This window comes from Serpentinimonas barnesii (assembly GCF_000696225.1).
GTDB classification, from domain to species: Bacteria; Pseudomonadota; Gammaproteobacteria; order Burkholderiales; family Burkholderiaceae_C; genus Serpentinimonas; species Serpentinimonas barnesii.
On record NZ_BAWN01000022.1, the window covers coordinates 1 to 13,965 of the forward strand.

General features: G+C 69.3%; 15 protein-coding genes. 9 read left to right on the top strand and 6 right to left on the bottom strand.

Annotated features, from left to right (window positions below):
- From mltA to SRAH_RS07535, 7 genes are all read left to right on the top strand, one after another.
- On the top strand, positions 1-1,145 hold a 1,145-nt coding region (gene mltA / locus SRAH_RS07505; RefSeq protein ID WP_029462733.1), incomplete at its 5' end, for a murein transglycosylase A.
- Entirely contained in the window at positions 1,142-2,266 is a 1,125-nt protein-coding gene (locus tag SRAH_RS07510) for a 6-phosphofructokinase (RefSeq protein ID WP_029462734.1), read from the top strand. The genes mltA and SRAH_RS07510, both read left to right, overlap by 4 nt.
- Positions 2,267-2,360: 94 nt before the next feature.
- Positions 2,361-3,941: an ABC transporter substrate-binding protein gene (locus tag SRAH_RS07515; RefSeq protein WP_029462735.1), complete on the top strand. Its 1,581-nt coding sequence runs from the start codon at positions 2,361-2,363 to the stop codon at positions 3,939-3,941.
- Between the two features lie 127 nt (positions 3,942-4,068).
- Positions 4,069-5,049 carry an ABC transporter permease gene (locus tag SRAH_RS07520; protein ID WP_029462736.1) on the top strand — a complete coding sequence of 327 codons (981 nt, stop codon included), beginning with the start codon at positions 4,069-4,071 and terminating at the stop codon, positions 5,047-5,049.
- Between the two features lie 19 nt (positions 5,050-5,068).
- Entirely contained in the window at positions 5,069-5,980 is a 912-nt protein-coding gene (locus SRAH_RS07525) for an ABC transporter permease (protein ID WP_029462737.1), read from the top strand.
- 13 nt (positions 5,981-5,993) lie between these two features.
- Positions 5,994-6,998 (top strand): ABC transporter ATP-binding protein, encoded by a 1,005-nt coding sequence (locus tag SRAH_RS07530; protein ID WP_029462738.1) that lies wholly within the window; start codon positions 5,994-5,996, stop codon positions 6,996-6,998.
- On the top strand, positions 6,995-8,047 hold the full coding sequence (locus SRAH_RS07535) for an ABC transporter ATP-binding protein (RefSeq protein WP_082040048.1): 1,053 nt from the start codon (positions 6,995-6,997) through the stop codon (positions 8,045-8,047). Before SRAH_RS07530 ends, SRAH_RS07535 begins: the two co-directional genes overlap by 4 nt.
- 25 nt (positions 8,048-8,072) lie before the next feature.
- Here the strand turns inward: SRAH_RS07535 and SRAH_RS07540 are convergent, their stop codons facing one another.
- The 3 genes from SRAH_RS07540 to tsaB are packed head-to-tail and all read right to left on the bottom strand — an operon-like array spanning position 8,073 to position 10,410.
- On the bottom strand, positions 8,073-8,981 hold the full coding sequence (locus SRAH_RS07540; RefSeq protein ID WP_082040047.1) for a uracil-DNA glycosylase: 909 nt from the start codon (positions 8,979-8,981) through the stop codon (positions 8,073-8,075).
- Positions 8,978-9,538, bottom strand: coding sequence for a GNAT family N-acetyltransferase (locus SRAH_RS07545; protein WP_029462741.1), 561 nt, complete (start codon positions 9,536-9,538; stop codon positions 8,978-8,980). Before SRAH_RS07545 ends, SRAH_RS07540 begins: the two co-directional genes overlap by 4 nt.
- A complete protein-coding gene (gene tsaB, locus SRAH_RS07550) occupies positions 9,535-10,410 on the bottom strand; it encodes a tRNA (adenosine(37)-N6)-threonylcarbamoyltransferase complex dimerization subunit type 1 TsaB (protein ID WP_045476666.1) in 876 nt (291 codons plus the stop codon). The genes SRAH_RS07545 and tsaB overlap by 4 nt, the downstream gene beginning before the upstream one ends.
- A 134-nt stretch (positions 10,411-10,544) precedes the next feature.
- Between tsaB and SRAH_RS07555 the strand changes: the two genes are divergently transcribed.
- Complete coding sequence (locus SRAH_RS07555) at positions 10,545-10,802, top strand: type II toxin-antitoxin system Phd/YefM family antitoxin (protein ID WP_029462743.1); 258 nt, start codon at positions 10,545-10,547, stop codon at positions 10,800-10,802.
- 134 nt (positions 10,803-10,936) lie between these two features.
- A complete protein-coding gene (gene dacB / locus SRAH_RS07560) occupies positions 10,937-12,523 on the top strand; it encodes a D-alanyl-D-alanine carboxypeptidase/D-alanyl-D-alanine endopeptidase (RefSeq protein ID WP_144318758.1) in 1,587 nt (528 codons plus the stop codon).
- Position 12,524: 1 nt separating this feature from the next.
- On the opposite strand, the gene SRAH_RS07565 is transcribed toward dacB, so the two are convergent.
- The 3 genes from SRAH_RS07565 to SRAH_RS07575 are packed head-to-tail and all read right to left on the bottom strand — an operon-like array spanning position 12,525 to position 13,794.
- Positions 12,525-13,226, bottom strand: coding sequence for a fumarylacetoacetate hydrolase family protein (locus SRAH_RS07565; protein WP_029462745.1), 702 nt, complete (start codon positions 13,224-13,226; stop codon positions 12,525-12,527).
- Positions 13,223-13,534, bottom strand: a complete 312-nt coding sequence (locus SRAH_RS07570; protein WP_029462746.1) for a type II toxin-antitoxin system RelE/ParE family toxin — start codon at positions 13,532-13,534, stop codon at positions 13,223-13,225. Before SRAH_RS07570 ends, SRAH_RS07565 begins: the two co-directional genes overlap by 4 nt.
- Positions 13,522-13,794, bottom strand: a complete 273-nt coding sequence (locus SRAH_RS07575) for a CopG family ribbon-helix-helix protein (protein ID WP_029462747.1) — start codon at positions 13,792-13,794, stop codon at positions 13,522-13,524. Before SRAH_RS07575 ends, SRAH_RS07570 begins: the two co-directional genes overlap by 13 nt.
- Positions 13,795-13,965 lie beyond the last annotated feature (171 nt).

The window sequence follows — 13,965 nt, forward strand, 5'->3', positions numbered from 1 at the left end:
CCCCGCCCGCCCCGCCCGCCCCGCCCGCCCCCACCGGCGCAGCCGCGCGCCCGGCCGCCGGCTTCGACGAGCTCTGGCCCGAACCCGTGCTCGGCCCCGAGTCGGCGGTCTGGCAATGGGCCGAGGCGCAGCCGCTGCCGCCCCCGATCGCCCGCCCCAACAGCCTGTGGCAGCCGGTGCGCTGGAGCGAGCTGCCCGGCTGGGGCCGCGACGCCTTGCCCCAGGCCTGGAACGCCTGGCTGCGCAGTTGCGAGCGCCCGGCTCCGGCCATTGGGGCGCTGTGCCAGGAGGTGCGCCGCCTGAGCATCGCCAGCGCCAGCGCGCAGCACGAGTGGATGATGCGGCACCTGCAACCCTACCGCGTGCAGGCGCTCGACGGCAACCCGCGCGGCCTGCTCACCGGCTACTACGAACCGCTGCTGGCCGCCAGCCGGGTGCGCCAGGGCGCGCACCAGACGCCGCTGCACGCGCTGCCCCCTGGCCTGAGCCGGGAGCGGCCCTGGTTTACGCGCCAGCAGATCGACACCGACCCGCAAGCGCAGGCGCTGCTGCAAGGGCGCGAGATCGTCTGGCTGGCCGACCCGCTCGACGCGCTGCTGCTGCAAATCCAGGGCTCGGGCCGGATGCTGGTGCAAGAACCCGACGGCCGCCAGCAACTGGTGCGGCTGGCCTTTGCCGGCCACAACGGCCACCCCTACCGCAGCGTCGGGCGCTGGCTGCTGGACCGCGGCGCCATCCGCGCCGGCACCTGGGAGGCCATCCGCGCCTGGGCCGCCGCCCACCCGCAGCAGCTCAACGAGATGCTCTGGAGCAACCCGCGCACGGTGTTTTTCCGCGAAGAAGCCCTGAACGAACTCGATGCCCAGTTTGGCCCGCGCGGTGCCCAGGGCGTGGCGCTCACGCCGGCGCGCTCGATCGCCGTCGATCCGCGCAGCATCCCCTACGGCACCCCGGTCTGGCTGCACTCCAGCGGCCCCTTCATCGAGCTGCGCCGGCTGGTGCTGGCGCAAGACACGGGAGCGGCCATCGTCGGGGCGGCGCGCGCCGATTTCTTCACCGGTTGGGGCGAGCAGGCGTTTTTCCAGGCGGCGGGCATCAAGCAGACCGTGCACCTGTGGGCGCTGTGGCCCCGGCCCGCCCCATGAACACCCCCCGCTGCCCCCGGCGCGTGGGCATCCTCACTGGCGGCGGCGACTGCCCAGGCCTGAACGCCGTCATCCGCGCCGTTACCCAGTCGCTGCTGCGCCAGTGCGGCGCCGAAGTGATCGGCATCGAAGACGGCTTTGCCGGCCTGCTGTGCGAGCCGCCGCGCGCGCGCCGCCTCGACTGGGACAGCGTGAGCGGCATCCTGCTGCTGGGCGGCACCATCCTGGGCTCCAGCAACCGCGCCAATCCGCTGGCCTCGCAAGCCGCTACGGCGCTGGCGCTGGCCAATGTGCGCCGCCTCGGGCTCGATGCGCTGGTGGTGATCGGCGGCGACGGCAGCATGACCATCGCGCACGCGCTGGCGCAGCAGGGGCTGGCCATCGTCGGGGTGCCCAAAACCATCGACAACGACCTTTACGGCTGCGAGCGCAGCTTTGGCTTTGACACCGCCGTGGCCACCGTGACCGAGGCGCTGGAGCGCATCCAGACCACGGCGCACAGCCACCGGCGCGTCATGATCGTGGAAACCATGGGCCGTTGGGCCGGCTGGATCGCGCTCGAAGCCGGGCTGGCTGGCGCCGCCGACGCGATTTTGCTGCCCGAACTCGATTACGACCTACCCACCCTGGCGCGCCACTGCCAAGCGCGCCTGCTGCGCGAGCGCTACAGCGTGATCTGCATTGGCGAAGGGGCGAAAGCGCGCGGCGGCAGCGCCACACTGCAAGCCGCCACTTGGCCCGTGGCCGAACCCGCGGCCGCACCCAGCGCACCGCTGCGCCTGGGCGGCGTGGCGCACTTGCTGTGCCAGCAATTGCAGCCGCTGATGCAGGCCGAGGTGCGCGCCACCGTGCTCGGCCACGTGCAGCGCGGCGGCAGCCCCACCCCCTTCGACCGCGTGCTCGCCACCTTGTACGGCAACCAGGCCGCGCAACTGCTGTTGCAAGGCCACTTTGGCCGCATGGTCACGCTCAGCGGCGGGCAACTGGGGCACATCGCGCTGGCCGAGGTGGCGCAGCAGCAGCGCACCGTGCCGCCCGGGCACCCGCTGCTGCAGGCGGCGCAACAGATCGGGGTCTGTTTGGGGCAGGCAGAACCAGGGCAAACCCTTTTTTACGCATGATGAGTTGTCGCTCAGCTTACAAATTATTTCAAAACGATGAAAATTTTGGCTACCCCAGCCCATAATTGCTCATCCAAATTTTGAGGAGGTTCTCATGTTCAAACTCAAGCTGCTCACCCTGTCCGTCGCCTTGGCCTTGGGCTTGGCCAGTGCCGCCCACAGCACCACCTTCCGCTGGTCCAGCGCCAGCGACATCCCCACTTGGGACATCCACGCCCAAAACAACGCCCTCGGCAACGGCGTGCACGCATCGGTCTACGAGTCGCTGGTTTACTACAACAGCCGCACCTTCCGCATCGAGCCCAAGCTGGCCACCGCTTGGACACAGGTCAGCCCGAACCAGTTGCGCCTCACCCTGCGCCAAGGGGTGCAGTTCCACGACGGCACGCCCTTCACCGCCGAAGACGCCGTGTTTTCGCTGCAGCGCGCCATGGCGCCCACTTCCAACTTCTCTATCTTCACCCAAGGCATCGAGCGCGTGGTGCGCGTCGATGCCCGCACCATCGACATCTTCACCCGTGGCCCCAACCCGGTGCTGCTCAACCAGCTCACCGAGCTGCGCATCATGAGCCGCGCCTGGGCCGAGCGCAACCGCTCGCTGGAGCCGATGAACATCCGCACCCGCGAAGAAAACTTCGCGCACCGCAACGCCATGGGCACCGGGCCGTTCCGGCTGCGCTCGTGGCAGCCCGATCAGCGCATGGTGCTCGAGCGCAACCCCAACCACTGGGGCGGCGTGACGTCGAACGTGACCGAAATCATCTACACCCCGATCAGCTCCGACGCCACCCGCATGGCCGCCTTGCTCTCGGGTGAAGTCGATTTTGTGCTCGACCCGACCCCGCAAGACCTGCCCCGGGTGCGCGCCAACACCGCCCTGCGCGTGCTCGACGGCGTGGAAAACCGCACCATCTTCCTCGGCATGGACCAGCACCGCGACGAACTCGTGGGCTCCAACGTGCGCGGCGCCAACCCGCTCAAAGACGTGCGCGTGCGCCGCGCCCTTTACCAAGCGATCGACATCAACGCCATTCACCGCGTCACCATGCGCGGCCTGAGCCAGAACACCGGCGCCTTGGTGGCCCCGATGGTGAGCGGCTGGAGCGAAGCGGTGCATCAGCGCCTGCCCTTCGACCAAGCCGCCGCGCGGCGCCTGCTGGCTGAAGCGGGCTACCCGAACGGCTTCGAAGTCGATTTCGCCTGCCCCAACAACCGCTACATCAACGACGAGCAGATCTGCCAAGCCATCACCGCCATGTGGGCGCGCATCGGCGTGCAGGCGCGCCTGCGCACCCTGCCCCTGACCACCTACTTCCCCATGATCCAGCGCTTTGAAGCCAGCATCTACATGCTCGGCTGGGGCGTGCCCACCTTCGATGCGCTCTACAGCTTGCAGTCGCTGGCGCGCACCGTCGGCCCTGGCGGCGACGGCAATTTCAACGCCGGGCGCTTTAGCAGCCCACGGCTCGACGCCCTGATCGACCGCATCAAAACCGAGACCGACCCGCACATCCGGCCGCGCCTGCTCACCCAAGCGCTGCAACTGCACAACGAGTACGTGGCCCACATTCCGCTGCACAACCAGGTCATCCCGTGGGCCATGCGCGCCAACGTGCAAATCGTGCACCGGCCCGACAACCGCATCGACTGGCGCATCCTGACCGTCGGCAACTAAAGCGCGGCCGGGCTGCCCCAGCCCGGCTGGAGCGCTCGAACCGGGCCGCGCCTGCACCCAGCCGCGGCCCCATCCTGCTTTTCGGCCACTTGGCGCCGCGCGCGCTTGGCCCTCGGAGAACCCGCACATGCTAGCCTTCATCTTGCGCCGCTTGCTTCAGGCGGCGTTGGTCATGGTGACCGTGGCCCTGATCGCCTTCATGCTGTTCCAGTTTGTCGGTGACCCAGTGAGCCAGATTCTGGGCCAGGACGCCACCACCGAACAAGTTGCCGAAGTGCGCGCCGCGCTTGGGCTGGACCAACCCGTGTGGGTGCAGTTCGGGCACTTCCTCTACAACGCGGTGCAAGGCGAATTTGGCATGAGCCTGCGCCAGGGCACCCCGGTGGCCACGCTGATCGCCGAGCGCTTTCCGGCCACACTGGAGCTGGCCCTGGTGGCCGCCCTGCTGGCCTTGCTGATCGGCATTCCGCTGGGCGTCTACACCGCCTTGCGCCGGGGTTCGGCGCTGGCGCAAATGTTCATGACGCTGTCGCTGCTGGGCGTCTCGCTGCCCACCTTTTTGATCGGCATCGTGCTGATCCTGATCTTTTCGGTGCAACTGGGCTGGTTTCCCAGCTTTGGCCGGGGCGAAGTGGTGCAGATCGGCGGCTGGAGCACCGGACTGCTGACGGCCCAGGGCTGGCACCACCTGGTGCTGCCGGCCATCACGCTGGCGATTTTTCAGCTCACGCTGATCATGCGCCTGGTGCGCGCCGAAATGCTCGAGGTGCTGCGCACCGACTACATCAAGTTTGCCCGGGCCAGGGGCTTGAGCGACCGCGCGGTGCACTTTGGCCACGCGCTCAAAAACACGCTGGTGCCGGTCATGACCATCACCGGCTTGCAGCTCGGCGGCCTGATCGCCTTCGCCATCATCACCGAAACCGTGTTCCAGTGGCCCGGCATGGGCCTGCTGTTCATCCAGGCCGTCACCTTTGCCGACATCCCGGTCATGGCCGCCTACCTGTGCCTGATTGCGCTCATCTTCGTCGTCATCAACCTGGTCGTCGATCTGCTGTATTTCGTCGTCGATCCGCGCCTGCGGCTGGATCAATCCAGCGGCCACTGAACCCGATTGCAGCCCCCCCATGAAATCCACCCTTTTCAAGTGGCTCGACAGCGACGTCGGGCACAGCTTTCGCACCTCACCGGCGGCGCTGGTGGCCGCCGCCATTGCGCTGGTGTGCGGCCTGGCGGCGCTGTTTGCGCCCTGGGTTGCGCCGCACAACCCCTTCGATCTGGCCACGCTGGACTTGAGCAACGCGCGCCTGCCGCCGGCCTGGTACCCCGACGGGCAGTGGACTTTCCTGCTCGGCACCGACGACCAGGGGCGCGACATCCTCTCGGCGCTGATCTACGGCGCCCGCATCTCGCTCTTTGTGGGGCTGGTTTCGGTGCTGCTGTCGGTGCTGCTGGGCGTCACGCTCGGCCTGCTGGCGGGCTACCTGGGCGGCTGGGTCGATGCCCTGCTGATGCGGCTGTGCGACGTGATGCTCTCGTTTCCCGCCATTTTGATCGCGCTCTTGATCGCCGGCATCGGCCACGCGCTCTTCCCCAACGCGCCCGAGGCGCTGGCCTTTGGGGTGCTGATCGCCGCCATCACCCTCACCGGCTGGGTGCAGTACGCGCGCACCGTGCGCGGCTCCACCATGGTCGAGCGGCAGAAGGAATACGTGCAGGCCGCGCGCGTGATCGGCGTCTCGTCGCTGGCCATCATGCGCCGCCATGTGCTGCCCAACGTGCTCGGGCCGGTGCTGGTGCTGGCCACCATCCAGGTGGCTACCGCCATCATCACCGAGGCCACCTTGTCGTTCCTGGGCGTGGGTGCGCCGCCCACTTCGCCCTCGCTGGGCACCCTGATCCGCATCGGCAACGACTACCTGTTTTCGGGCGAGTGGTGGATCACCATCTTCCCCGGCCTGCTGCTGGTGCTGATCGCCCTGAGCGTGAACCTGCTGGGCGACTGGTTGCGCGACGCGCTCAACCCGCGCCTGCGCTGAATCGAGGTCTGCCATGAGCCTGTTACAAGTCCAAAATCTGGTGGTCGAGTTTCCCGGCCGCCACGGCACCCTGCGCGCCCTCGACCAGCTCTCGTTCGAGATCGCACCCGGCGAAATCCTGGGTGTGGTGGGCGAATCGGGGGCCGGCAAATCGCTCACTGGGGCCGCCATCATCGGCTTGCTGGAGCCGCCCGGGCGCATCGCCAGCGGCCAGATTCTGCTCGAAGGCGAGCGCATCGACAACCTGCCACCGGCGCAAATGCGGCGCATACGCGGGCGCCGCATCGGCGCCATTTTTCAAGACCCGCTGACCTCGCTCAACCCGCTCTACTCGATCGGGCGCCAGTTGATCGAAACCATCACCACGCACCTGCCGCTGTCGCACGCGCAGGCGCGCCGGCGCGCCATCGAGCTGCTGCAAGAAACCGGCATTCCGGCGGCGCAAGAGCGCATCGACCACTACCCGCACCAGTTCTCGGGCGGTATGCGCCAGCGCGTGGTGATCGCGCTGGCGCTGGCGGCCGAGCCCAAGCTGATCGTGGCCGACGAGCCCACCACCGCGCTCGACGTCTCGATCCAGGCGCAGATCATCAACCTGCTCAAGTCGGTCTGCAAAAAGCACGGGGCCGCCGTGATGCTGATCACGCACGACATGGGCGTGATCGCCGAAACCTGCGACCGCGTGGCCGTGATGTACGCCGGGCGCATCGCCGAAATCGGGCCGGTGCGCGAGGTCATCCACGCCGCCGCGCACCCCTACACCCAGGGCCTGATGAGCTGCATCCCCGACATCGAGATCGAGCGCGCGCGCCTGCACCAGATCGACGGTGCCATGCCGCGCCTAAACGCCATCCCACCCGGTTGCGCCTTCAACCCGCGCTGCCGCCAGGTTTTTGCGCGCTGCCACCAAGAGCGCCCCGAACTCATGCCCGCTGCCACTACCCAAGCCGCCTGCTGGCTCCTGCCCAGTTCCACCAGCGCCCCTCTCGCCGCCGCCCTGCCGGAGGCACAGTCATGAGCGCCCTCGCTGCCAGTGCCCCGGCTTCTGCTGCCTTGGGCCCCACACCCGCTGCCACGCCGCCGCTGGTGCGCGCCGTCGATCTGGCGCGCACCTTCGACGTGTCCGCCCCTTGGCTGAACCGCGTGCTGGAGCGCAAACCGAGGCAGTTGCTGCACGCCGTCGATGGCGTGAGCTTCGAGATCGAGCGCGGCCAGACGCTGGCGCTGGTGGGCGAATCGGGTTGCGGCAAAAGCACCGTGGCGCGCCTGCTGGTGGGGCTGTACCCGCCCTCGCGCGGGCGCTTCGAGTTCGCCGGCCAAGACGCGCACGCCGCCTACCGCAGCCGCAGCGGCCGGGGCATCCGGCGCCACATCCAGATGATCTTCCAAGACCCCTACGCCAGCCTGAACCCGCGCTGGCGCGTGGCCGACATCGTGGCCGAGCCCTTGCGCGAACACGGCCTGCTCAGCGATGCGCAGGCGCTGCAGGCGCGCGTGGCCGAGTTGCTGCAGTCGGTGGGCCTGAGCCCGCTGGACCGGGTCAAGTTTCCGCACCAGTTCTCGGGCGGGCAGCGCCAGCGCATCTCAATTGCGCGCGCGCTGGCCACGCAGCCCGAGTTTCTGGTCTGCGACGAGCCCACCTCGGCGCTCGATGTGAGCGTGCAGGCGCAGGTGCTCAACATCATGAAAGACCTGCAACGCCAGCAGGGCCTGACCTACCTCTTCATCAGCCACAACCTGGCGGTGGTGCGCCATGTGAGCGACCACGTGGGCGTGATGTACCTCGGGCGGCTGGTGGAGCTGGCCCCCAAGCAGGCTTTGTTTGCCCAGCCGCGCCACCCCTACACGCGCATGCTGCTGGAGGCCATCCCCAAGCTGCACCACACCGGGCGCGCGCGCACCCCGGTGCAGGGCGAGGTGCCCAACCCGCTCAACCCGCCCAGCGGCTGCGCCTTTCACCCGCGCTGCCCGGCGGCCAACAGCCGCTGCAGCAGCGAACGCCCGGTGCTGCAAAGCCTAGACGGCATCCGCGTGGCCTGCCATGCGGTGGAGGAAGGGCGGCTTTGAATCCGGCTTGGCGGCGGGCAGCGGCTCAGGGGCTGGGGCTTTGCTCCAGCGCCTCGGCCGCTAGGCACAAGTCGGCCCAGGCGCGCGCCTTGTCGGCCGGGCTGCGCAGCAGATAGGCCGGGTGGTAGGTGACGACCAGCGGCAGCACCCGCCCCGCCAGCCTGGCCTGATAGACGCGCCCGCGCAGCTTGCCCAGCGGCAGCTCGCGCAGCGCCTCGGCGCTCAGGCAGCCGCCCTCGGCCAGCAGGGTCTGGGCCGCAAAACGCCCCAGCGCCAGCACGATTTTGGGCTGCAGCAGATCCACCTGGCGCAGCAGATAGGGCGTGCAGTGGGCGATTTCGTCCGCGGCCGGGTTGCGGTTCTGTGGCGGTCGGCATTTGATCACGTTGGCGATATAGACGCGCTGCTCGCGCTGCAGCTGCAGCGCCGCCAGCATGCGGTCGAGCAACTGCCCGGCGCGGCCCACAAAAGGCAAGCCCTGGCGGTCTTCTTCCTCGCCCGGCGCTTCGCCCACCAGCAGCCAGTCCGGCCGCCGGTCGCCCATGCCGGGCACGGCGCACTGGCGCTGCGCGCCCAAGGGGCAGCGCTGGCAGTCGCGGATTTGCTGCTCCAGTGCGTCCCAGTCGGGGGCGGGGGCGGTTGCAGGGAACGCGGGCCTCGTGTGGGGGGCAAGGGCGGCGGTTGCCGGGGCGCTGGAGGTGGCGGCCACCGGGAGGGCTGGCGCCGCAGCAGCACGCGCTGCAGGCTCGGCGCGGCGTGCGGGCGCTGGCGCCGCTGCAGTGGGTCCGGGTGCGGCTTTGGCTGCGGTTTGCCACCACGGCCGCACGCCCATCTCGGCCAGCATGGCGCTCTGGCGCGGGCTCAGCCGGGGCCGCGCCGGGGCAACCAGGGTGGCGGCCAGTGCGGGGGCAGGGTCGGGTGCGGGGGCGCTCATGCGGGCTCCGACTGTGCGGGCGGTGTGGCCACGGGCAGCGCATGCAGGCAGCGGCGCAGCAGCAGCGCGTCTTCGCGGCCGCCGCCCTCGGCCGGGTAGTAGCCGCTTCGCGTCGCCACGGTTGCAAAACCGGCCTGCTGGTAGAGCGCCCGCGCGGGCTGGTTGCTGGCACGCACTTCCAGCCACAGCGTTTGCGCCCCTTGGGCCTCGGCGCTTTCAATCAGCCGCTGCAGCAGCAAACGGCCCCAACCCTGGCGCGGGCGCGCCGTGGCCAGGTTGTGCAGATGCACCTCGTCGAGCACCGCTTGCGCCACCCAGTAGCCCAGCAGCAGGCGGCCGTCGGGCAGGGTGAAATCCTCCGGGTCGGGCAGATTATCTGGTGGGCTCGCCGCAGTCCGAAGCAGCAGTTGCGCACTGTGCCCGGCTTGCAGGGCCTCGGCAAACTGGCGCTCGCTCCACGGGTGCGCATGGGCGCGGCGCTCGAGTGCGCACACGGCCTCTAGGTGCTCGGCTTGCATGGGGGCCCAGTGCCAGCCCGGCGGCGCAGCGTGGCTCATGGCGGCCCCGGCTGCGCAGCCAGGCGCTGCGCCTGCAAGGCCGCGCGCTCGGCGGTGGTGAGCGCGACTTGGTCGCGCACATACAGCGGCTGCGCCTGCTCGGCCGCCACCGCCAGCCCCGCCGCCCAATGCCAGCCCGCCAGCCGCAGCAGCGCCGCCGCGCTCGGCCAGGCCGGCACCTGCGGCGCCGTGCGCCACGGCAGCGGCAAGCGCTCGGCATAGGTTTCAAGCGCGTTGCTCACCAGCCAGGTGGCTGCGCCGGCTTCGTCTTGCAGCCACTCCAGCGGCAGCGCTTCGGGCGCGCACAGGCGCGGTGCCCCCTCTAGGCGCCAGCCTGCGTCGCCCGCCGACCCACCGCGCCAACGCAGCTCGGCCACGTAGAGCTCGCCCATGCGCGCATCCAGCGCCGCCACCAAGCGGGTAGGCCGGGCCTGCCCTTGCCCTAGCAAAGCCCTTGGCACAGCCCCGCTCCACAGCCCCCGGGCGCATCCAGTGTGCCAGCCCTCGTCGCCCAGCGCCAGCAAGGTGCTGATGGGCAGCACCGGCACCCCGCCCGGGCGCGCCGCCAGCGCCAGCCCCTGCACCACCGCGCAGGCGCTGCGCAAGCCGGTAAAAGCCCCCGGCCCCTGGCCAAAAGCGATCGCATCGAGCTCCGCCAAACGCCAACCCAAGCCCTGCAGCAGCTCCAGCAGGCGCGGCAGCAGCGTGGCCGAAGCCTGTGCACCGCCTTCGCCCTCGTAGGCCGCCAGCGCCGCGCCACCGGCCGGGCCCAGCGCCACGCTCAGGCGCTCGGTGCTGGTCTCGATCGCCAGCACGCGCCGCGCCGCCGGTCTGGGCGGGCAGGCGGGCGAAGTGTAGCTAGGCGGGTTCATGGCTTTCGATTATCCTGCCTGATCGGCCCTGCCGCTTGGGCGGCGCTGGCCTTGTGCGGGTGCCATGGTGCCATGGTGCCGATTCAACGGGGTAGCTGCTAAACTGGCAGTGTGCTGTTACCAAGAGGTGCCCTATGCATACGTGGCCGGTTCAGGATGCCCAAGCGCGATTCAACGATTTACTCCAGGCCTGCTTGGACGAGGGGCCGCAAATCGTGACCCAAAGGGGTGCGCAAGCGGCCGTTTTGGTACCCATTGGGCAGTGGCAGCGCTTGCAGGCCACGGCCCGCCCCACTCTCAAGCAGCTGCTGCTTTCCGATCACGCCCGCGCGGATATGGTGTTGCCGAACCGAGGTCGGTCGCGCCGTCGGGTCGTGCTGGATCAAGTCTGATTCAGCCATGTGCATGGGATTGCCAAAGCCACCCTAATTTGCCCCCAGACTCGCGCACCGACTTCCGTCTCGCATCGGCACCCTAGGACGCGAAATGCGGGCGTTCTCAATGCACGATCCGGGAAGAATGCACCATGCCACCCTTGACCACCCCCCGCACCGTTTGGCCCCAGCAGCACCCGCTGGCCCTGGGTCTGGGCCTGCTGCTGTGCAGCAGCCTAGCGTGGGCGGCGCCCACATCAGCCCACCCAGCAGCCTCCACCAGCCCACCCAACGCCAGCACCACCCTCAGCAGCGCCACCACCACCCTGCCCCCCACCGTGGCCAACGCGCTGCGCGCCGCCGCCGTGCCGCCCGAGGCGCTGGCGCTGTTTGTGGCCCCGGCGCAGCCCGGTGCCGCGCCCTGGCTGGCGCAGCAGCACACCGAGCCCTTCAACCCCGCTTCCGCCCTTAAATTGGTCACCAGCCTGGCGGCGCTGGAGCTGCTCGGCCCCGGCCACGTCTGGCGCACCGAGGTCTATAGCAGCGGCACCCTGCGCGACGGCGTGCTGCACGGCAACCTCTACCTGCGCGGCGGCGGCGACCCAACCTTGGTAACCGAAAAACTCTGGCTGCTGCTGCACCGGGTGCAGGCGCTGGGCATCGAGCGCATTGCGGGCGACATCGTGCTCGACCGCAGCGCCTTTGCCGAGCCCGAAGTCGATCCCGCCGCCTTCAACGACGAGCCGCTGCGCGCCTACAACGCCGGGCCAGACGCGCTGCTGGTCAACTTTCGCGCTCAGGTGTTGCGCTTCAGCCCCGATGTGGCGGCGGGCGTGGCGCGCATCAGCGCCGAGCCACCGCTGGCCGGGGTGCAGATGCCGGCCACGGTGCCGCTCCTACCCGCCACACCGGCACAGGCTACACCAGCGGCCCATCGTGCAAGCGCAGCCCATGCAACAGAGGCCGCAGCCGCCTGCGGCGACTGGCGCGCAGCCCTGCGTGCCGATTTCACCCACCCCTTGCAGCCGCGTTTTGGCGGTGGTTTCCCGGCCGCTTGCGGCGTACGCCACTGGCCGCTGGCGCACCCCGAGCCGCGCCGCATGGCCGAGCGCGCCGTGCAGGCGCTGTGGCTGGCCAGTGGCGGCCGGCTCGATGGCCGCGTGCGCGAAGGCAGCGTGCCCGCCGGCGCCACCGAACGCCTGGTGTTCGAGTCGCCCCCGCTGGCCGAAGTGGTGCGCGATGCCAACAAGTTCAGCAACAACGTCATGGCCCAGCACCTGCTGCTCGCGCTCAGCCAGGGCGACGGTGCCGCCACTTTCGAGCGCTCGCGCCAGCGCCTGCAGCCCTGGTGGCTGGCGCGCTTCGGCCCCGATCTGCCCCTGCCCCAAGTGGGCAACGGCTCGGGCCTGAGCCGCGACGGCCGCGCCACCGCGCTGGCGCTGGGGCGGCTGCTGCAACACGCCTACGCCTCACACGCCATGCCCGACCTGATGGCCTCGTTGCCGGCCAGCGGGCTCGACGGCACGCTGCGGCGCAGCCGCATGGGTGCGGGGCTGGCGCACCTCAAAACCGGCAGCCTGCGCGACGTGCAAGCCCTGGCCGGCTACGTACACCGCCCCGACGGCTCGCGGCTGGTGCTGGTGGCGCTGGTCAACCACACCAACGCCCACGCCACCCGCCCGGCGCTCGATGCGCTGGTGCAGTGGGCCGCCAGCGCAACGGCCCCGCGGCAGCGCTGATTCAAGCCACCGGCCCAATCGCCACGCTCAGCTCGCCCACCCCCTCGACCCAGCCGCGCAACTGGTCGCCCGGCTGCACCGGCCCCACGCCCTCGGGGGTGCCGGTGTAGATCAGGTCGCCGGGTTGCAAGTGGTAAAAGCGCGACAAGTCGGCGATCAGCTCGGGGATGCTCCAGATCAGTTGATTGGTGCGGGCCGATTGCCGCGTCTGGCCATTCACTTGCAGCCCGATCGCCGCAGGTGCCAGCACCTGCCCCGGCAGCGGCAGCAGCTCGGAGCAAACCGCGCCGTGCTCCACGTCCTTGCCCAAGTCCCACGGGCGGCCCAGCTCGCGCGCTGCCTGTTGCAGGTCGCGCCGCGTCATGTCGAGCCCAACCGCGTAGCCGTAAATCAGCTCGTGCACCTGCTCGGGTGCCACCCGAAAACCGGGCCGGTGCAGCGCCACCACCAGCTCGACTTCGTAGTGGAAGTTGGCCGTGCCGGGCGGGTAGGGCAGGGTGCTGCCGCTCGGGGTCAGCGCGCTGGCCGACTTGGTGAAATAAAACGGCGTCTCGCGCGCCTTGTCCACCGTAAAACCCATTTCAGCGGCGTGCGCGGCGTAGTTGCGACCGACAAAAAACAGCCGGTTCACGGGAAAGTGCTGCGGGCTGCCCAAAATCGGCAGCGCGGTGACGGGCGGGGGGGCGAAAAGGTAGTTACTCATGGTTTGGGTTGGTTTAAGTAGCCCGCCTCTTTCTGGTGCCGGAATGCCAAGACATACACCGTATCGTCGGCGGACTCATGGCGATACAGCGCCACATAGCCGGAGTCCCCGAAGGCAATCACCAACTCGCGCAGCTCGGGCATGTCAGGGAACGGCCGACCGATGTCGGGGAAGGTTTCCAACAGCAGGAATTGCCGCTCTATGGCTTGTCCGGCCCGCCTGGCGGCATCCGGGGCCTTGGCGGCGAGGAACTTCCGGCATCGCTCCAAGCCTTCGGCTGCGCCCTCGGTAACAATTACTTGTGGCACTCAGGCACCGCCCTTTCGGCTTCGGTGCCCCAGGTGTTCAACCAGGTGCGCATTTCTTGGCCGGTGAGATGCCGGCCGGTTTCTTTGTAGGCCGCCCAAGAGGTCAAGGCTTCCTGCTTGAAACGCTCGCTTGCTTCCTCGCGCTCGACGTATTGTTGGATGGCTTCGAGCATGATCCAGTGCGGCGAACGGCGGCGCTGGCCGGCCAGATGGTGGACACGACTTTTCAGTGTGTCGTCAATCTTGAGAGACGTTGCCATAGCGGGCCTCTTATCACGTAGTAACACCAAGTACTAATGTAACTCTTTCCTTTCGCCGAGTCCAGCCCTTTGCGTTGAAGCTGCCCCGGCTTGTCGCGCAAGTTAGGCCTAGCGCGACACCACCACCAAGCGCCGCGCCTTGCTGGTCTGCGTGCCCAACAACCACAGCCC